This window comes from Acinetobacter piscicola (genome assembly GCF_015218165.1).
GTDB lineage: Bacteria > Pseudomonadota > Gammaproteobacteria > Pseudomonadales > Moraxellaceae > Acinetobacter > Acinetobacter piscicola_A.
The window spans coordinates 3,809,563-3,829,139 of sequence record NZ_CP048659.1 but is presented as its reverse complement, the minus strand read 5'-3'; the positions used below and the strand labels follow the sequence as shown (position 1 = coordinate 3,829,139).

Annotated in this window: 14 protein-coding genes, 2 tRNA genes and 3 rRNA genes; 12 read left to right on the top strand and 7 right to left on the bottom strand. The window is 39.7% G+C overall.

All coding sequences use genetic code 11. The annotated features are described in order from the left end of the window. Window positions 1-39: 39 nt before the first annotated feature. Window positions 40-789: a hypothetical protein gene (locus tag G0028_RS18880; protein ID WP_180047019.1), complete on the bottom strand. Its 750-nt coding sequence runs from the start codon at window positions 787-789 to the stop codon at window positions 40-42. A gap of 94 nt (window positions 790-883) precedes the next feature. Here G0028_RS18880 and G0028_RS18875 point away from each other — a divergent pair, with 94 nt between their 5' ends. The 4 genes from G0028_RS18875 to G0028_RS18860 all read left to right on the top strand — a co-directional run bounded on the left by G0028_RS18875 (window position 884) and on the right by G0028_RS18860 (window position 4,956). After that, window positions 884-1,225, top strand: a complete 342-nt coding sequence (locus tag G0028_RS18875) for a DMT family protein (protein ID WP_180047021.1) — start codon at window positions 884-886, stop codon at window positions 1,223-1,225. Between the two features lie 175 nt (window positions 1,226-1,400). Beyond that, window positions 1,401-1,916, top strand: coding sequence for a 5-(carboxyamino)imidazole ribonucleotide mutase (purE, locus tag G0028_RS18870; protein ID WP_130075148.1), 516 nt, complete (start codon window positions 1,401-1,403; stop codon window positions 1,914-1,916). 27 nt (window positions 1,917-1,943) lie between these two features. Continuing rightward, window positions 1,944-3,065: a 5-(carboxyamino)imidazole ribonucleotide synthase gene (locus G0028_RS18865; protein WP_180047023.1), complete on the top strand. Its 1,122-nt coding sequence runs from the start codon at window positions 1,944-1,946 to the stop codon at window positions 3,063-3,065. A gap of 595 nt (window positions 3,066-3,660) precedes the next feature. Next, complete coding sequence (locus G0028_RS18860; protein ID WP_180047025.1) at window positions 3,661-4,956, top strand: lytic murein transglycosylase; 1,296 nt, start codon at window positions 3,661-3,663, stop codon at window positions 4,954-4,956. Between the two features lie 79 nt (window positions 4,957-5,035). Here G0028_RS18860 and G0028_RS18855 read toward each other — a convergent pair whose 3' ends face one another. The 5 genes from G0028_RS18855 to grpE form a co-directional block, all read right to left on the bottom strand. Further along, complete coding sequence (locus G0028_RS18855) at window positions 5,036-5,413, bottom strand: hypothetical protein (protein WP_130075151.1); 378 nt, start codon at window positions 5,411-5,413, stop codon at window positions 5,036-5,038. Window positions 5,414-5,515: 102 nt separating this feature from the next. Beyond that, window positions 5,516-6,430 (bottom strand): matrixin family metalloprotease, encoded by a 915-nt coding sequence (locus G0028_RS18850; protein WP_180047027.1) that lies wholly within the window; start codon window positions 6,428-6,430, stop codon window positions 5,516-5,518. A 96-nt stretch (window positions 6,431-6,526) separates the two neighbouring features. Then, window positions 6,527-6,946, bottom strand: coding sequence for a hypothetical protein (locus G0028_RS18845; RefSeq protein ID WP_180047029.1), 420 nt, complete (start codon window positions 6,944-6,946; stop codon window positions 6,527-6,529). A 100-nt stretch (window positions 6,947-7,046) separates the two neighbouring features. Beyond that, on the bottom strand, window positions 7,047-8,990 hold the full coding sequence (gene dnaK, locus G0028_RS18840) for a molecular chaperone DnaK (RefSeq protein ID WP_174494044.1): 1,944 nt from the start codon (window positions 8,988-8,990) through the stop codon (window positions 7,047-7,049). 158 nt (window positions 8,991-9,148) lie between these two features. After that, window positions 9,149-9,685, bottom strand: a complete 537-nt coding sequence (gene grpE / locus G0028_RS18835; protein ID WP_130075161.1) for a nucleotide exchange factor GrpE — start codon at window positions 9,683-9,685, stop codon at window positions 9,149-9,151. 753 nt (window positions 9,686-10,438) lie between these two features. On the opposite strand from grpE, the gene G0028_RS18830 reads away from it, so the two are divergent. Continuing rightward, entirely contained in the window at window positions 10,439-10,699 is a 261-nt protein-coding gene (locus G0028_RS18830; protein ID WP_180047031.1) for a hypothetical protein, read from the top strand. 164 nt (window positions 10,700-10,863) lie between these two features. Here G0028_RS18830 and G0028_RS18825 read toward each other — a convergent pair whose 3' ends face one another. Beyond that, a complete protein-coding gene (locus G0028_RS18825) occupies window positions 10,864-11,328 on the bottom strand; it encodes a hypothetical protein (protein ID WP_174494043.1) in 465 nt (154 codons plus the stop codon). Between the two features lie 205 nt (window positions 11,329-11,533). Between G0028_RS18825 and G0028_RS18820 the strand changes: the two genes are divergently transcribed. From G0028_RS18820 to rrf, 7 genes are all read left to right on the top strand, one after another. Continuing rightward, window positions 11,534-12,604, top strand: a complete 1,071-nt coding sequence (locus tag G0028_RS18820; protein ID WP_180047033.1) for an alpha/beta hydrolase — start codon at window positions 11,534-11,536, stop codon at window positions 12,602-12,604. A gap of 178 nt (window positions 12,605-12,782) precedes the next feature. After that, the gene (locus tag G0028_RS18815) at window positions 12,783-13,346 is read left to right on the top strand and encodes a peptidylprolyl isomerase (RefSeq protein ID WP_180047035.1); all 564 of its coding nucleotides are present in this window, start codon (window positions 12,783-12,785) and stop codon (window positions 13,344-13,346) included. Window positions 13,347-13,773: 427 nt separating this feature from the next. Next, window positions 13,774-15,310: ribosomal RNA gene (locus G0028_RS18810) — 16S ribosomal RNA — on the top strand. Between the two features lie 59 nt (window positions 15,311-15,369). Next, window positions 15,370-15,446 (top strand) — tRNA-Ile (locus G0028_RS18805). Between the two features lie 74 nt (window positions 15,447-15,520). Continuing rightward, window positions 15,521-15,596, top strand: a tRNA-Ala gene (locus G0028_RS18800). Between the two features lie 439 nt (window positions 15,597-16,035). After that, window positions 16,036-18,928, top strand: a 23S ribosomal RNA gene (locus G0028_RS18795). A gap of 195 nt (window positions 18,929-19,123) precedes the next feature. Beyond that, a 5S ribosomal RNA gene (gene rrf / locus G0028_RS18790) occupies window positions 19,124-19,238 on the top strand. The 16S, 23S and 5S rRNA genes sit together here with 2 tRNA genes alongside, the layout of an rRNA operon. Window positions 19,239-19,577 lie beyond the last annotated feature (339 nt).

Genomic DNA, 19,577 nt, shown 5'->3' with positions numbered 1-19,577 from the left:
TAAGGGAAAAGATAGTTTTTCTTGTTGTGTTTTAATGATCTATTCTCCCTCATCCCAACCTAGAAAGTACCCGATTGAATTTGGTCGCCAAAAAACAATATTTGCACTGAGTGCCGTTAAGTGTTCTTTATATCCTACAATGCCTGTCAGTTCTAACTCATCAGTGGTATTTAATGGGTGGATAAAGTTTAGAATCAATTCAGCAGTATGAAAAAGGCGAAAAAAATCTCCTTGAATAAGAATAGTTTTACGATCTTTTTCCCAATTTATTTTATGAGATTCAATTTCATCTAAACCTGTCGTTTGAATAAATTCTAATTTTTGTTTAGTTTGATATAAGGCATCTAGATATGAATAAATTTCGCTAAATGAATATTCTATTTTTTCTATATTTATATCAAATTGATAAAATGCTATAGGTTTAATAACGATTTGATCAATAAAAGAATTTTTATGATTTAAATGAAGCGTAATGGTTTGTTGTTTAAATAATGCAAGATATAAGTAAAATGCAAATAACATGTAATTGTATGGCGATGCTGCTACATCTAGTGCATCTATTTTTCTCCAGTCAACATACATTTGCTCTTTAGAGCGGATGGCAAATTCATCCAGTTCGAATGAATTGGAGATATTTTGAAAGTGATCATGATGAAAGTAAATTGATTGTGCATATTCAGTATTTCCTTCAATTAAACTTTTCTTGAATAAGGCTTGAATTTCTGAATATTGAGGAGTTTCGTGTGAAAAATCTAATTGAGAATTTATAAGATCAAGATCTATACCCATACGTCTATTTCCAATAAAAATTTGTAAATAATAGCTTTCTTTTTTGTTGATATTTTTGTGTAATTTAGCATCATTATACTGTGTTTAAAATAACATGCTGCTTCCCTTTTTACTCCTCATCCTTGCCAACTGTTTTATGACGCTTGCATGGTACGGGCATTTAAAATTTTTACCGCACGATGCACCGCTTTGGCAGGCGATTTTATTCAGTTGGGTGATTGCCCTGTTTGAATATAGTCTAATGATTCCTGCGACTAAACTTTTAGCACAACAAGGTTGGCCTATTGGGCAAATGAAAATAACACAGGAAGTTGTGACTCTACTAGTTTTTGTTCCTTTTATGATTTTCCTATTTAAACAACCCTTTAAACTTGATTATGTATGGGCAGGTTTATGCTTATTGGGCTGTGTATATTTTGTGTTTAGAAGTCAATAAACCAAAGTATTTAAATAATTTTCATATTCTCCAAAAAAATAATGAAAATATCGCCCTACTACGTCCGTTAAATTTTCTTGAGATGAAAAATCAGTCTATAATATGGGGCTCTTATTAAAGCTTGGCTCTCTCGTCGAGATTTATCTCTACTTTTTTAATCTCTGGAAAATTTGCAATGAATGCGGCCGCAGCACAAGACGCTCAACCTCTAGTTGGAATTATCATGGGTTCTCAGTCAGATTGGGCAACCTTAGAAAACACTGCCAATATGCTTAAACAGCTTGGTGTTCCTTTTGAAGCGGAAGTTGTTTCTGCACACCGTACACCAGATCGTTTGTTTGAATATGCTGAAACTGCACGTGAACGGGGTATTCAAGTGATTATTGCAGGTGCAGGTGGCGCAGCACATTTACCGGGCATGTGTGCGGCAAAAACTGATCTTCCTGTATTGGGCGTACCCGTAAAATCTTCGATCTTAAATGGTGTGGATTCATTACTTTCAATTGTACAAATGCCTGCGGGAATTGCGGTAGGTACATTGGCAATTGGTCCTGCAGGTGCAACCAATGCAGCCATTATGGCAGCACAAATTTTAGGTTTAACACGTCCTGAAATCGCAAAAAATGTTGCAGAATTCCGTGCTGCGCAAACTGAAAAAGTGGCGAGCAAAAATATTCCAGGTCAAATCTAAAGCCAAGCTGAACATAGGACATAGATTATGAATAAAACCATTGGGATTTTTGGTGGCGGTCAATTGGGTCGTATGATGGCGCAAGCTGCCTTACCGCTCAATATTCAATGTACTTTCTTTGAAGCCAATACAGACTGTCCTTCTGCAGCATTAGGTCCAGTATTTTCAACCAAGGCTGCAAATGGTCTACAAGACTTCATTGCCAGTGCAGATGTATTTAGTCTTGAGTTTGAAAATACGCCGTTGATTGATGTTGATGTATTGACCAAGCAAAAAGATTTACACCCAACGCGTCAAGCTTTAGCGATTGCACAACATCGCTTATCTGAAAAAGCTTTATTTGATGAGCTTGCGATTCCTGTTGCACCCTATAAAGCAGTAACTTCATTGGAAAGCTTGCAATCGGCAGTGGCAGAACTTGGCTTACCCATCGTGCTGAAAACCTCTCGTGGTGGTTATGATGGTAAAGGTCAGTTCGTCTTGCGCTCAGCAGATCAAATTGATCAAGCATGGGCAGAATTAGGTCCAGCAGGTGAACTCATTGCAGAAAGTTTTGTGACTTTCTCTCGTGAAGTTTCAATTATTGCCGTACGTGGTATAGATGGTGATGTGAAAACTTGGCCTTTGGCTGAAAATCATCATCACAATGGTATTTTGTCACATTCGATTGTACCTGCACCGAATAGCACAGATTTACAACCTGTGGCACAAGACTACATCACTCGCCTGCTTAATCATTTGAACTATGTTGGTGTACTCACACTTGAGTTGTTTGTGACTGAAAAAGGCTTATATGCCAATGAGATGGCACCACGTGTGCATAACTCAGGACATTGGTCGATTGAAGGCGCTGTATGCTCTCAGTTTGAAAATCACATTCGTGCAGTGGCAGGTTTACCGCTTGGTTCAACTGAAGTGGTTCGTCCAACGGTGATGATCAATATCATTGGGCAATATCCAAAATCTGAAGAAGTTTTAGCGTTAAATGGTGCTCATTTACACCTTTACAATAAAACAGAGCGTGAAGGTCGTAAGATTGGTCATATTACATTAATGCCAAATGACAGCGCTGAATTGACGAATTTATGCCGTCAATTGGCGAAAATTTTACCAAATCCTTTGGCACTTAGCGAAGATATGAGCATTTAAATCTAAATTTGCATGTAAAAAAAGCGATCAAACCTTTGGTCGCTTTTTTATTTTTTTTATTTCAGTATGATGTCGACCTTTCATTTTCATCATCTCGGCATCGAGCATGTATGAACATTAATCTCCTCTAATTATGCTAATTCATGATTTAAATTCAAACTTTTATTTTTGAATTTAAATTGAGCCTATTGCAATATTTGAATTCAAATTTTGAGAAATGAATTCAAAACTTTTGAATTTAAAAAGGTAAAGTTTAAATTCAATCTAAATTGCTTTTTAAATTTAAAAATCCCCTTTTGAATTTAAATAAAAAATGAATAAAATTAAATGCTTTAGATCTTATTTTTGCAAGATTTAAAATCGAAAGGTTTGTGGATAACTTTTGATAATAGTTTGAATTTAAAACTTTGAGATAGTTTTAAATTCAAACATTAAAGAATGTTTAGCCTGTGGATAGTTTTTTAAATTCAAAAAATGAATTATGAATTTAAAAAGTAGAAAATGAATTTAAAATTTACGTTTTGTTTCTGTCATTTTATCCACAGAATGGTATGTTAATTACATAATTTTAATGAACAAAGATTTTGTGGATTATATGCGTAGCTTATATTTTTTATGTGGTACTGCTCTTTTAGCCATGACACAGGCAAATGCTGAATTGGTGATTAATGGTCAAACATCACCTGTTAGTGCAACTTCTGTGATTGCCAATACATCTTCAGATTATTCCCCACAACGTGATTTTCAAGGTTGTTTAGCCAATTTACGTTCACGTGCGATTGCTTCAGGCGTGAGTGGTTCAACCTATGACCGTTATACGCAGAATTTAACACCTGATTATTCAGTGATTGCGAAGTTGAATTATCAACCTGAATTTTCTACCCCGATTTGGGATTATCTTTCGGGTTTGGTGGATGAGGAACGTGTAGAAAAAGGTCGTCAAATGTTAGCGCAGCACCGCGATATTCTAAATCGTGTGGCTGCGGCATATGGTGTGCCTGCTGAAACGGTTGTTGCTGTATGGGGTGTAGAAAGTAATTTTGGTGATATTTCAGGTAAATATCCATTATTGCAAGCTTTGGGCACTTTGAGTTGTGAAGGGCGTCGTCAAGATTATTTCCGAGGTGAATTTTTTGCCACTATGCGTATTTTACAGCGCGGTGATCTACGTGAAGAACAATTAAAAGGCTCGTGGGCAGGGGCATTTGGTCATACTCAATTTATGCCATCTACTTATGAAGAATTAGCTGTTGATTTTGATGGAGATGGTCGTCGTGACTTGGTTTCAAGTACTGCTGATGCCTTAGCATCTACTGCAAATTTCTTGAAAAAACGTGGTTGGCAAACAGGTATGCCATGGGGCTTTGAAGTCAGAATTCCCGATGGTGCTTCGGTTGGTGGTGAAAGTCGACGTAATAAAAAGTCGTTAAGTTCTTGGCAAAGTCGTGGTTTTACCCGTGTAGATGGTACACCGATTATTCAAGGTAATTTATCAGGTGCGTCATCAGCAGGTTTGATGATGCCTGCAGGTGCGAATGGTCCGGCATTTTTAGTCTTTAAAAACTTTGATGCGATTTATGGTTATAACGCAGCAGAAAGTTATGCTTTGGCGATTGCTCATTTATCTGATCGTTTACAAGGTAAGGGAGCTTTCCAAACAGCTTGGCCAACAGATGATGCGGGAACATCTCGTGCGGAACGTCGTGAAATTCAAAATTATTTGTTGAAAAAAGGCTATGATATTGGTGATGCAGATGGTTTGATTGGCGATAAAACCCGTCAAGCCATTCAACAAGAACAAAATAAATTGGGTTTAAAGCCAACAGGTCGTGCAGGGCAGCAGATTTTAAAAGCATTTCGTAATGAGGCGGCAAAAAGTATGATGCAGTAAAATGTATTGATCATTTAAATCTCTTAAAAAAGGTCTGCAATGGCAGACCTTTTTATATGATGTAGTGAGGTATAAAGATTTATTCAATATCTATTTGATCAATTTTCACAGCTTCTAATAAATCTAAAATCACAGCCGTAACATCTTGCGTATGATCACGATCATTGAAAATTTCATAAGCGGTGATGGTTACATCTGTATCGCTTGGTAATTGTTTTTGTTCTTCTTCAATTAAATGTTGGATCGGGAGCAAAGTTTGTTTAATTTCAATATGTAAAATATCAGCGAATTCGATATTTTCATCTTCGAGTTCGATTTGTTGTTCATTGAAATAAGGCAATAAAATAGCATGGAGATAAGGTTGAAGTTCAGTAATATCAAAAATTTCAATATCACGTGTTTGTTCAATCGTGCTGATATGATCATTTACTTCAAGAATAATATGATAATAACTCACAGGAATCTCCTTTAAATATCTATGATCACCATAGCATGATTTTCAGAAAATAAAATTAATACTTATTTATAATATGGGTTTTAAATAAGCATAAAATCATGTTTAGCGTGAGTTTAGCATGGCTAAATCTGCAGCGGTTAATCTAAAGTTTTGCAAATCTTGTTCTTTCATTATGGGATACATCAGTGCTTTTGGGTCGGTATTATGTAAAAGTCCGAGTGCATGACCAAGTTCATGTGCAATCGTTACACGCAGATCTGCATCAGATTGAAATTCATAAATATTAATACTTTCACCATTAAACACACCTTTATCAAATTGGCGCGGTTGAAAACGAGCATTAAATTGATCGACTGAATGATTGAATTGTTGGGTATTTGAGTTTAAGGCATCCACGAGTTGATTGAGTTGATTTACTTTTTGATTATGTAGTGCCAGTTTTTGACTGAGATTGATACGTTCAGTATCTAGTTGATTTTTTAATTGTTCTAATTGTGCTTGCGTTGATGGATGCAAGGATTGATTTGATTGATTAATACTTTGCACAAACTGATTATATTGGGAAACTTTGCTTTCATAATTCACTTTATAGATGTTTATTTCACGATTAGACTGATCTAATTCGGCACGTAATTTTTCAATATTTAATCTTTCATTATTTTGATATTGTTGTGTATTTTCTAAAATGTTTAATTCTTGTTGGCGTGCTGTGGACTCTGCTTGGCGTTCATCATAAATTAAATTAATGGCTAATTTGGCGTGAGGGTCATAAACAAATAGTCTTCTCATTGTACCTTGATGCCAAATATCTGCACCTTGTTGTGCTAAAAGTGCTAAATGTTCACGACTCATATGAAAACGTGGGTCAATTTCACCAATGTGATAACGTAAGCGAGTATCTAGCGGGTGAGAAATGCGGTCAATCGTAGAATTGTGGTTTAGGTGCGGGTGTAAATAACGCTGTATAGAAAAATAAGCAGTAAAAATAATCGTGAAAACAATCAACCAAAAGCGCATTTTTTATATTTGAAAGTTGCAATATTGCTAATTTAACTTAAATTCAAAAATGCGCAAGTGAACTTTAAGTGTGCGCTATGCTGAAATCTTAAGAAATTAATTTTTTTCTTCAAATAAAGGCTGATACAATGCTGGAATTGCTAAGATTGTCAGCAAAATGCCTGCAGCTACAAAAGCCAAGTCATTGAAAATAGCGGCAAAACTGCTCATATAAATCCAATGCATATAAGGCAAAAAGTAGATGAGAAAGGCAGGGAAAAATGTATATAAATAAGCTTTTCGAGCCCAATTTTTTCGTAAAAATAAGCCAATGCTAATGATGGAAATTAGAATCGTTGCGCCTGTGATGATAAAGAGTTCAAGGCTTTGTGGTTCGATATATAAGGTTTTGTCGAGTAATGCAAGTTCAGGTTGTGGACTGAGTACATCGACCAATGCTGCAATGATTGGCAGAATGAATTGGGCTGCAATCAAGCTATAAAATATAGGTAAAGAAATAGCAGGGGATTTTTGCATTCTTGTCATTCTCATTTTATAAACGTGATCAATATAGAATAAATTGAAGTATAAAAAAACCGCTCAATTTCTTGAGCGGTTTTTTATTTAAAGCGACAAATTATTTTTTGTCATCTTTCACTTCAGTGAACTCAGCATCAACTACGCCATCATCTGCTTTTTGCTGTTGTTGACCAGCATCACCGCCAAATTGGTTCGGGTCGAAACCTTGAGCTCCGCCTTGACCTTGAGCCGCTTCATACGCACGTTGCGTAATTGGCATAATGATGTTTTGTAAAGCTTCAGTTTTTGCTTTGATCGCATCAACGTCATTTTCTTTTGCAGCAACTTCAAGCTCAGACACAGCAGCATCGATTGCAGATTTTTCATCAGCAGTCACTTGCTCGCCCAAATCTTTTACTGCTTTTTGAGCAGAAGATACAAGTGCATCAGCTTCGTTACGTGCTTTTGCTAACTCTTCAAATTTACGGTCTTCTTCAGCATTTGCTTCAGCGTCTTTGATCATCGCTTCAATTTCAGCATCGCTCAAACCTGAGTTTGCTTTAATTTGAATTGATTGCTCTTTACCTGTGCTCTTATCTTTCGCAGATACTTTTAAGATACCATCAGCGTTGATGTCGAACGATACTTCAATTTGTGGCACACCACGTGGAGCAGGGGGAATGTCACCTAATTGGAAGTTACCCAACAACTTGTTTTGTTGAGCCATTTTACGTTCACCTTGGTAAACTGAAATATCTACAGCTGGTTGGTTGTCCGCAGCAGTTGAGAACACTTGAGATTTCTTCGCAGGAATCGTTGTGTTTTTCTCAATGATTGGTGTTAATACACCACCCATTGTTTCAATACCAAGTGTCAACGGTGTTACGTCAAGTAAAAGTACGTCAGTTTTGTCACCTGAAAGTACGGCACCTTGGATCGCAGCACCAATCGCCACTGCTTCATCTGGGTTCACGTCTTTACGTGGCTCTTTACCGAAGAACTCTTGTACTTTTTGTTGTACAAGTGGCATACGTGACTGACCACCCACCAAGATTACGTCAGAGATGTCAGAAGTCGAAAGACCTGCATCTTTAAGCGCAACTTTACATGGCTCAATGGTACGAGCAACCAAGTCAGCAACCAAACCTTCAAGTTTTGCACGTGTAACATTGATCACTAAGTGTTTAGGACCAGTTGCATCAGCTGTGATGTATGGAAGGTTAATTTCAGTTGAGTTCGATGAAGAAAGCTCAATTTTTGCTTTTTCAGCTGCTTCTTTTAAACGTTGAAGTGCAAGCGGATCTTGTTTTAAGTTGAAGTTTTGTTCTTTTTTGAACTCTTCAACTAAATAGTCGATCAATGCATTATCAAAGTCTTCACCACCAAGGAATGTATCACCATTTGTAGACAATACTTCGATTTGTTGGTCGCCATCTAAGTCAGCAATTTCAATGATAGATACGTCGAATGTACCACCACCTAGGTCATATACAGCAACTTTACGGTCACCTTCTTTTTTGTCCATACCGAACGCAAGTGCCGCAGCAGTTGGTTCGTTGATGATACGTTTAACATCTAAACCTGCAATTTTACCTGCATCTTTTGTTGCTTGACGTTGCGCATCATTGAAGTATGCAGGAACAGTAATCACTGCTTCTGTTACTGTTTCACCTAAATAGTCTTCAGCAGTTTTTTTCATTTTTTTCAAAATTTCTGCTGAAACTTGTTGTGGTGCAAGTTTTTTGTCGTTTACTTCAACCCAAGCATCGCCATTGTCCGCTTTCACGATTTTAAATGGTGCAATGCCGATGTCTTTTTGTACTGCTTGGTCTTGATATTTACGACCGATCAAACGTTTGATTGCATACAATGTATTTTTAGGGTTAGTCACTGCTTGACGTTTAGCAGATTGACCCACTAAAGTTTCGCCATCTTTATAAGCAACGATAGAAGGAGTTGTACGTGCGCCTTCAGCATTTTCGATTACTTTAACTTTGTCACCCTCAAGTACTGCAACACATGAGTTTGTTGTACCTAAGTCAATACCAATAATTTTAGCCATTCATTTATTCCTCTAAATTCTTTTGAATCCTTTCGTTTTCCCTTTTATTCATTAGGGAATACAAAAGGCATTTTCTTGTAATCCGATATGAGAGCCATTCAAAATTTTTCAAGTTATTTTTTAGAAAATATTTTAAAAAACTCTCAAATATTTTGACCTTATTGACCGACCATAACCATTGCAGGGCGGAGCAAGCGACCATTTAGGGTGTAGCCCTTTTGTAAAACGTTGCCAATTTCATTGGCTTTAGCATTTGGATCAATACCTACTGCTTGATGTAAGTCTGCGTTAAAGCCATTTGCTGTATCTGCTTCTACAACACCAAATTTCTCCAGTGTAGTAAGTAATGATTTCAGGGTAAGTTTCACGCCTTCAAGTACTGCATTGTCTTCACCTGCGGCTTGGATCGCGCGCTCAAGGTTATCAACAGAATCCAATAACTCTTTAGCAAATTTTTCGAGTACCGTGTCTTTATGTTTTTCAGACTCTCGTTGAATACGCTCTACACTTTTTTGTGCTTCATACACAGCATTGGCAGTACGTGCTTTTTCAAGTTTTAAATCACCTTCAAGCTGTGCAATTTTTTCTTGTAAATCTTCAACTGAAACTTCAGCTTGCTCGGTTTCAGCTTGAGTTTGCTGTTCTGCTTGCTCTTGTTGAAGATCTTGAGCGTCTTGGTTTTGCTCAGTCGCCATAGATTTACTCCGTTTAAATGGGTTCTTAAACATGTACAGTCCTTTTTGGCATCAGGGTTCACTGTGTTTAAGCTGAACTGCCATGAGTGTTTAATTTGTTAATACTCAAAATGTGTGGGCATCGCCAAAAAATTCAAGTTATTGCGGTGATTATTTACTGTTATTTCGTATATTTCTAAGATTTACTTACAATTTGATATTTTTTGTAGGGAATTTACAGAGAAATTCGCAAAAATTTACCCCTCATCAGCATTTTGTTGGTACGAATCATTTTGTTTGCTGCTTAATATTTATACATAAAACCAATAATGTGATTAAAATAAAATCTTTCTTATTTTGGATTGAAAGCGCTATTCTTTTCGCTGTAGTTAATCCTGTGTAATTTAGAAATACTTTTTCAATGCGTATCCGACCCTCTTGGATACGCTTTTTTTTTGGCTAAAACATCGATTTTACAATGTAAGGTAAATAGAGCTTTATATTGCGATATTTAACTGAGGTTGTGCGGATATCTGTTAAATTTAAAGCAAAATTTTATCTATTTTTACTCTAAAAACAGTAGATTATTTAGACTAATTTTAATGAAAATAGACCGATTTAAACATTAATAAAATATCTACAACATTTTACCTGATGTGCTTAAAAGTCTAACTAAGAACACACGCAATGCAAATAAATATCAGGAATCATAGGCAACACAAAGAATTTGAATCTTTGTGTTGTTTATAGAGTCTAGAAAGGAAGTATTTTTAAATGAAAAAGTTAGGTTTAATTTCACTTGTATTGGCAGGCGTATCTTTGGCTGCCGTTGGATGTACTTCAACAGAATCGAGCAGTGCACCAGAAACCGCAGCAACACAACAAGCACCAGTAGATAGCTCTGCACAAGCTGCAAGCGTGGAGACATCATCACAAACAGGTGTTGCGGTGCAATCTGACCCAACATTACAACAAGCTGCACCTGTGCAAGTGAATCCAGAAGCCGATGTGGTTGAGCAGCCTGCTGCACAATAACCGTTAAATTTAGGTGAAATAGATAGACAGTAGTTAGGATGCCTTACTGTCTATTTTTTAATGACTTATTTTTTTAAAGTATTGAGGTTTAAAGATATTCAAGCTTGAATCAAAAAAACCTGCGTGAATACAGGTTTTGATTGATTTATGATGTATAGAAGTGATTAGTCACGATCATGCTCTCTGCGCTGATCACGTTTTTTATCATCTCGACGTTGGTTTTGTTGTTCCCATTTTCGTTTATTGTTGTCAAAGTTTGGTTTCTGCTGCTGACGCTGCTCCCAAGTCTGTCTTTGGATTTGTTGTAAGCGTTGCTGTTCACGTTCTCTACGTTGACGATCTAAATGTTGTTGTCTTTCGCGTTGTTGCCAGTCGCGTTGATGTTGTCGATCACGGTCAACTTGTTGTTGGCGACGTTGTTGTTCTAAGCGAGCTTGCTGTAAACGATAAGCGCGTTCTCTTTCCCAACGGTCACGATCATGATCGCGGTCATAGCGGCGGTCGCGATCATAACCGCCATAATTTCCACCGTAATAACCACCTTGACGATAAGAGCCATCATCAGGAAAAGCCACACAACCGACAGTCAATACAGCAGTTGTTATTGATACAATAATTGTTTTCATCATCTTGACTGCCTCCAAAATAAATTAACCGAATAGCATAAAAAAACTGATTTAAAGCAAAAATGCTAATGACAAGCACTATGTAGTCAGATTAGCGTATTTAAGTTTTATATTTGTATATGGATTGCGAGACTTATATACAAATATAGTCAGCTAAAGGCTGATCGTGTAGAAAATATGAAGAATCAAGTATACAGAAGGACGAGCTATGGTCGCTTTGAACAATAACATCCAAGAATTAATAGAAAAGGCACAAGGTCCTGCGGCGCGTTCTTTGGATCGCTTACCTAAATTTGCGCAAGAATCATTAACAAAATTATTGGGCTATCCCTATCAGTACCCACAATTAGACAGTTTCACTAAATGTATGATGGCTGCCCAATTAAAACAGGGTAAGGCTGGATTTATTGGTGCAAATGTTGAATCTTCACGTAAACAATTTGAAATGCAAATGCAATCGATTGTGAACAGACCTACATCTGTGCAATTTGTTGAAGACATTCGTCTACCTTTGCAAAGTGGCAGTATCTATGCACGCCATTACCATCCTGCACCAAGCAAAAAACTACCTATCGTGGTGTTTTATCATGGTGGTGGTTTCGTGGTGGGAAGTGTGGACACGCATGATGAAGTCTGTCGACTCATTGCCACGCATGCCAAAGTACAAGTACTGAGTATTGAATATCCACTTGCACCAGAGGTTGGACCTTATGATTTAATTCAATCCTGTGAAGATGCATTGGCTTGGGTCTATCAAAACCGTCGTCAATTCAAAATATTTAAAAATCGTATAGCGATTGCAGGTGATAGTGCAGGTGGAAATATTTGTGCAGTCCTGTCACAACGAACAGTAAATAAAGCTTATGCACCTGAAGCACAGTTTTTGATTTATCCAGCGGTCGATTTTAAGAGCCGTCATCCATCATTCTTTGCCTATAAGGATGGTTTGGTTTTAACTAGCTCAGATATTGACTATGTGACTGAATACTATGCGACAAAATACAATGTACCACTTGATGCAACCATAATTTCACCAACCTATGGCACATTTAAGAAATTACCACCTGCTTTTATTGTCACAGCAGGGCATGATGTATTGCATGACGAAGGTAAAATTTACGCTTATAAGCTACGTCAAAACAATGTCAAAGTTCATTATCATGATTACGAAGATCAAACGCATGGTTTTATCAACTTGACTCCAATTTCACGAAAAGCAAAAAGAAACGTGATTGAAATGAGTAGAGAGTTCAGAAAATTTTGGGACAAAAATAAATAATCATGAGATCTAGAGAAATACTTTTGTTTTATGTGAAATGAAAGCATTTCTAAAACCCGAGTTCAGCTTTACATTCAGCTTCTTTAAATCCAATGGTAAATAAAAGCATTATTGATAAAGACTGCATGCTAGTTCATCGTAGTCTATAAGAACTGAAATTTAAGCCAAGGAATAAAGCATGAAAAAACTGAGTCTATCGTTGTTACTTTTAGTGGCTTCGAGTTCAATATTTGCCAACACACATATGCAAATTAAAACCAATCAGGGTGATATAGAAATTGAACTATATGACCAGCAAGCACCCATCTCAGTAAAAAACTTCAAAAACTATGTAAATAGTCAATTTTATAATGGCACCATTTTTCATCGCGTGATTCCGGGGTTTATGATCCAAGGCGGTGGTTTCGATAGCAATATGCAAGAAAAACCAACGCAAGCAGCAATTAAAAATGAAGCAAGCAATGGTTTGAAAAATTCACGTGGTAGTTTGGCAATGGCAAGAACCAATGATCCAAATTCAGCCACCAGTCAATTTTTTATTAATGTCGCAAATAATGAATTTTTGAATAAAGCTTCAGGAAATCCTGGTTATGCTGTATTTGGTAAAGTGATTCAAGGCATGAATATTGTTGACAAGATTGTCAATGTGCCTACACAAAATTTAGGACCATACCAAAACGTACCTGTACAAGCTGTGAAAATCATCAGTATTCAAACGAAAATAAATACTGCGAAAAAATAATAAAAAATAAAGCAGAAATATTATATTCATATTTCTGCTTTATAATTAAAAACTTATACTTGAAATTGAATAAATATGCATCATATTGGTGCGTAAAAAAAAGACACTCAATAAAACAAATGCTTAAAAGTACTTGCAAGCATTTTAAAATTCCCTATACTGTGCTCATCCCGACGCGATACAGCAAACAAACTTAGCTTACAGGGTTAAGTTGTTGAGTTTTTTATTGCGTCTTATTTATCACTGACGAGGTGGTAAATAATTCATTAAGAGAATATGAAGAACAACTTGTGTGGATTTTTACTGATTGATTGATCGAAATTATTTTCATTGATTGATGGTAGAAATTACTCGAAGTTTATTTGAGAAATTAAAGTCAGAAAATTGATGAGCCAAGATTTGTACCCTTATAGGTACTAATGATTTTAAACTGAAGAGTTTGATCATGGCTCAGATTGAACGCTGGCGGCAGGCTTAACACATGCAAGTCGAGCGGGGAAAGGTAGCTTGCTACTGGACCTAGCGGCGGACGGGTGAGTAATACTTAGGAATCTGCCTATTAGTGGGGGACAACGTTTCGAAAGGGACGCTAATACCGCATACGCCCTACGGGGGAAAGCAGGGGATCATTTGACCTTGCGCTAATAGATGAGCCTAAGTCGGATTAGCTAGTTGGTGGGGTAAAGGCCTACCAAGGCGACGATCTGTAGCGGGTCTGAGAGGATGATCCGCCACACTGGGACTGAGACACGGCCCAGACTCCTACGGGAGGCAGCAGTGGGGAATATTGGACAATGGGGGGAACCCTGATCCAGCCATGCCGCGTGTGTGAAGAAGGCCTTATGGTTGTAAAGCACTTTAAGCGAGGAGGAGGCTACTTTGGTTAATACCTAAAGATAGTGGACGTTACTCGCAGAATAAGCACCGGCTAACTCTGTGCCAGCAGCCGCGGTAATACAGAGGGTGCGAGCGTTAATCGGATTTACTGGGCGTAAAGCGTACGTAGGCGGCTTTTTAAGTCGGATGTGAAATCCCTGAGCTTAACTTAGGAATTGCATTCGATACTGGGGAGCTAGAGTATGGGAGAGGATGGTAGAATTCCAGGTGTAGCGGTGAAATGCGTAGAGATCTGGAGGAATACCGATGGCGAAGGCAGCCATCTGGCCTAATACTGACGCTGAGGTACGAAAGCATGGGGAGCAAACAGGATTAGATACCCTGGTAGTCCATGCCGTAAACGATGTCTACTAGCCGTTGGGGCCTTTGAGGCTTTAGTGGCGCAGCTAACGCGATAAGTAGACCGCCTGGGGAGTACGGTCGCAAGACTAAAACTCAAATGAATTGACGGGGGCCCGCACAAGCGGTGGAGCATGTGGTTTAATTCGATGCAACGCGAAGAACCTTACCTGGTCTTGACATAGTAAGAACTTTCCAGAGATGGATTGGTGCCTTCGGGAACTTACATACAGGTGCTGCATGGCTGTCGTCAGCTCGTGTCGTGAGATGTTGGGTTAAGTCCCGCAACGAGCGCAACCCTTTTCCTTATTTGCCAGCACTTCGGGTGGGAACTTTAAGGATACTGCCAGTGACAAACTGGAGGAAGGCGGGGACGACGTCAAGTCATCATGGCCCTTACGACCAGGGCTACACACGTGCTACAATGGTCGGTACAAAGGGTTGCTACCTAGCGATAGGATGCTAATCTCAAAAAGCCGATCGTAGTCCGGATTGGAGTCTGCAACTCGACTCCATGAAGTCGGAATCGCTAGTAATCGCGGATCAGAATGCCGCGGTGAATACGTTCCCGGGCCTTGTACACACCGCCCGTCACACCATGGGAGTTTGTTGCACCAGAAGTAGGTAGTCTAACCGCAAGGAGGACGCTTACCACGGTGTGGCCGACGACTGGGGTGAAGTCGTAACAAGGTAGCCGTAGGGGAACCTGCGGCTGGATCACCTCCTTAACGAAAGATTGACGATCGGTAAGAATCCACAACAAGTTGTTCTTCATTGAAGTATCTGAGGGTCTGTAGCTCAGTTGGTTAGAGCACACGCTTGATAAGCGTGGGGTCACAAGTTCAAGTCTTGTCAGACCCACCATTCTGACGAACACATTATTTAATTGAAAAATTAAATATTGAGTACAGGGAATTAGATATTTTAGATCTTAAGCTGGGGACTTAGCTTAGTTGGTAGAGCGCCTGCTTTGCACGCAGGAGGTCAGGAGTTCGACTCTCCTAGTCTCCACCAAATTTTAAGAATAGAAAAGCAACGCTTTTCCTTAAAATTTAAGCAAAAAGCTATGCTTTGCGCAGGCTTTAATCGAACGAAGTCCTAGATTATAGAAATTAATAAGAAGTTGGCGTAATATGCGCATCTTGTTAACTTCTGTGATTTATCACAGTTGACTGCGATCTGACGAAGACGTAGTGAATCATTAACAGAATATATTTGAGTTGAAATAAATTGTTCATACTCATTGAAATCAAAAAACGAAGAAGCAATTCTAAGTTTGAGAGATTGATGAGTTACTAGCGATAAAACTGAATCAAGCGTTTTGGTATATGAATTTAGATTGAAGCTGTACAGTGCTTAAGTGCACAAGACGCCAACTGTATGATTGACTGAGTAATTAGTTGATCTGTTGCTCATCCTACTTGTAGGGATGAACGACTGTTTGGGGTTGTATAGTCAAGTAATTAAGTGCATGTGGTGGATGCCTTGGCAGTCAGAGGCGATGAAAGACGTAATAGCCTGCGATAAGCTTCGGGGAGGCGGCAAATATCCTGTGATCCGGAGATTTCTGAATGGGGAAACCCACTTACCATAAGGTAGGTATCGTATGATGAATACATAGTCATACGAGGCGAACGAGGGGAAGTGAAACATCTCAGTACCCTTAGGAAAAGAAATCAATTGAGATTCCCTCAGTAGCGGCGAGCGAACGGGGATCAGCCCATTAAGTTATATGTGTTTTAGCGGAACGCTCTGGGAAGTGCGACCGTAGAGGGTGATAGTCCCGTACACGAAAGGGCACATATAATGATGACGAGTAGGGCGAGGCACGTGAAACCTTGTCTGAATATGGGGGGACCATCCTCCAAGGCTAAATACTCCTGACTGACCGATAGTGAACCAGTACCGTGAGGGAAAGGCGAAAAGAACCCCTGTGAGGGGAGTGAAATAGATCCTGAAACCGCATGCATACAAGCAGTGGGAGCCGACTTGTTCGGTGACTGCGTACCTTTTGTATAATGGGTCAGCGACTTATATTCAGTAGCAAGGTTAACCGTATAGGGGAGCCGTAGAGAAATCGAGTCTTAATAGGGCGTATAGTTGCTGGGTATAGACCCGAAACCGGGTGATCTATCCATGAGCAGGTTGAAGGTTGGGTAACACTAACTGGAGGACCGAACCCACTGTCGTTGAAAAGCCAGGGGATGACTTGTGGATAGGGGTGAAAGGCTAATCAAACTCGGTGATAGCTGGTTCTCCCCGAAAGCTATTTAGGTAGCGCCTCGGACGAATACCATTGGGGGTAGAGCACTGTTTCGGCTAGGGGGTCATCCCGACTTACCAAACCGATGCAAACTCCGAATACCAATGAGTACTATCCGGGAGACAGACTGCGGGTGCTAACGTCCGTAGTCAAGAGGAAAACAATCCAGACCGCCAGCTAAGGTCCCAAAATCTATATTAAGTGGGAAACGATGTGGGAAGGCATAGACAGCTAGGAGGTTGGCTTAGAAGCAGCCACCCTTTAAAGAAAGCGTAATAGCTCACTAGTCGAGTCGGCCTGCGCGGAAGATGTAACGGGGCTAAAATATAGTACCGAAGCTGCGGATGTATACTATGTATACGTGGTAGGGGAGCGTTCTGTAAGCCGATGAAGGTGGATTGAGAAGTCTGCTGGAGGTATCAGAAGTGCGAATGCTGACGTGAGTAACGACAAAACGGGTGAAAAACCCGTTCGCTGAAAGACCAAGGGTTCCAGTCCAACGTTAATCGGGGCTGGGTGAGTCGACCCCTAAGGCGAGGCCGAGAGGCGTAGTCGATGGGAAATTGGTTAATATTCCAATACTTCTGTGTAATGCGATGAGAGGACGGAGAAGGTTAAGTCAGCCTGGCGTTGGTTGTCCAGGTGAAAGGTTGTAGGCATGTATCTTAGGCAAATCCGGGGTACTCTATGCTGAGAACTGATAGCAAGCTGTACTTGTACAGTAAAGTGGCTGATACCATACTTCCAAGAAAAGTCTCTAAGCTTCAGTTACACAGGAATCGTACCCGAAACCGACACAGGTGGTCAGGTCGAGTAGACCAAAGCGCTTGAGAGAACTCTGCTGAAGGAACTAGGCAAAATGGTACCGTAACTTCGGGAGAAGGTACGCTGCTTTTGGTGATGGAACTTGCTTCCTGAGCTGAGAGCAGCCACAGAAACTAGGCCCCTGCAACTGTTTATTAAAAACATAGCACTCTGCAAACACGAAAGTGGACGTATAGGGTGTGATGCCTGCCCGGTGCTGGAAGGTTAATTGATGGGGTTAGCGTAAGCGAAGCTCTTGATCGAAGCCCCAGTAAACGGCGGCCGTAACTATAACGGTCCTAAGGTAGCGAAATTCCTTGTCGGGTAAGTTCCGACCTGCACGAATGGCATAATGATGGGGGCGCTGTCTCCAGCAGAGGCTCAGTGAAATCGAAATCGCCGTGAAGATGCGGTGTACCCGCGGCTAGACGGAAAGACCCCGTGAACCTTTACTGCAGCTTGACATTGAACTTTGATCTTACTTGTGTAGGATAGGTGGGAGGCTTTGAAACCGAGACGCTAGTTTCGGTGGAGCCAATCTTGAAATACCACCCTGGTAATATTGAGGTTCTAACTCTGTCCCGTGATCCGGGACGAGGACCATGTCTGGTGGGTAGTTTGACTGGGGCGGTCTCCTCCTAAAGAGTAACGGAGGAGTACGAAGGTGCGCTCAGCGTGGTCGGAAATCACGCGTAGAGTATAAAGGCAAAAGCGCGCTTAACTGCGAGACCCACAAGTCGAGCAGGTACGAAAGTAGGTCTTAGTGATCCGGTGGTTCTGTATGGAAGGGCCATCGCTCAACGGATAAAAGGTACTCTGGGGATAACAGGCTGATACCGCCCAAGAGTTCATATCGACGGCGGTGTTTGGCACCTCGATGTCGGCTCATCTCATCCTGGGGCTGAAGCAGGTCCCAAGGGTATGGCTGTTCGCCATTTAAAGAGGTACGCGAGCTGGGTTTAGAACGTCGTGAGACAGTTCGGTCCCTATCTACCGTGGGCGCTGGAAATTTGAGAGGATCTGCTCCTAGTACGAGAGGACCAGAGTGGACGAACCTCTGGTGTACCGGTTGTGACGCCAGTCGCATCGCCGGGTAGCTATGTTCGGAAGGGATAACCGCTGAAAGCATCTAAGCGGGAAGCCTACCTCAAGATAAGATTTCCCTAGGACTTTATGTCCTCTAAAGAGCCGTTGAAGACTACGACGTTGATAGGTTGGATGTGGAAGTGCAGCGATGCATGAAGCTGACCAATACTAATTGCTCGTGAGGCTTGACTATACAACACCCAAACAGTTGTTGTATAAACTGAAATCGATTCATATCTGATCTAACAGTCAGATCAAACCTTGATTTAGTTCAAAAGCTAGTTACAATAGCAACTCAAATTATCCTGTTAATAACTCATTTGGAAAAAGCATTGGCATACACTGAAAAGTGAATAAATAAGACCAAAGCAAGTATCCATAACAGTTTGCTGGCGACAATAGCAAGAGTGAACCACCTGATCCCTTCCCGAACTCAGAAGTGAAACCTCTTAGCGCTGATGGTAGTGTGGGATTACCCATGTGAGAGTAAGTCATCGCCAGCTTTTAAATTTAAAACACCCCCAACCATAAGGTTGGGGGTGTTTTTTATGGCGGGTGGGAAAATAATGTTTATAAAAATGGAATAATTTGGACGTTTTTTCATCATTATTATGATAAGTTCAAATAAATAAGACATAGTATTTGTCACATTAGACTAAAGATTAATCAATTATTTCTCTGTTGTTATGTTTGCAAGCTAACTAAAGTCTAATATCTGTAGTGTTTTTAATTAAGTTTTTGTTTATTCAGGATTTAATTTTTTTCTTTGTTACACTTTTTATATAATTTATCCATTTTATTGATCTTTTGTGTCAGCTGTAGGTGGCATTTTATACCAAAAA

Coding starts and splice junctions, on each gene's coding strand:
- G0028_RS18880 (WP_180047019.1), bottom strand. CDS start 789: ATGGGTATAGATCTTGATCTTATAAATTCTCAATTAGATTTTTCACAC.
- G0028_RS18825 (WP_174494043.1), bottom strand. CDS start 11,328: ATGATGAAAACAATTATTGTATCAATAACAACTGCTGTATTGACTGTC.
- G0028_RS18815 (WP_180047035.1), top strand. CDS start 12,783: ATGAAAAAACTGAGTCTATCGTTGTTACTTTTAGTGGCTTCGAGTTCA.
- G0028_RS18860 (WP_180047025.1), top strand. CDS start 3,661: ATGCGTAGCTTATATTTTTTATGTGGTACTGCTCTTTTAGCCATGACA.
- G0028_RS18850 (WP_180047027.1), bottom strand. CDS start 6,430: ATGCGCTTTTGGTTGATTGTTTTCACGATTATTTTTACTGCTTATTTT.
- grpE (WP_130075161.1), bottom strand. CDS start 9,685: ATGGCGACTGAGCAAAACCAAGACGCTCAAGATCTTCAACAAGAGCAA.
- G0028_RS18875 (WP_180047021.1), top strand. CDS start 884: ATGCTGCTTCCCTTTTTACTCCTCATCCTTGCCAACTGTTTTATGACG.
- G0028_RS18820 (WP_180047033.1), top strand. CDS start 11,534: ATGGTCGCTTTGAACAATAACATCCAAGAATTAATAGAAAAGGCACAA.
- G0028_RS18845 (WP_180047029.1), bottom strand. CDS start 6,946: ATGCAAAAATCCCCTGCTATTTCTTTACCTATATTTTATAGCTTGATT.
- purE (WP_130075148.1), top strand. CDS start 1,401: ATGAATGCGGCCGCAGCACAAGACGCTCAACCTCTAGTTGGAATTATC.
- dnaK (WP_174494044.1), bottom strand. CDS start 8,990: ATGGCTAAAATTATTGGTATTGACTTAGGTACAACAAACTCATGTGTT.
- G0028_RS18865 (WP_180047023.1), top strand. CDS start 1,944: ATGAATAAAACCATTGGGATTTTTGGTGGCGGTCAATTGGGTCGTATG.
- G0028_RS18830 (WP_180047031.1), top strand. CDS start 10,439: ATGAAAAAGTTAGGTTTAATTTCACTTGTATTGGCAGGCGTATCTTTG.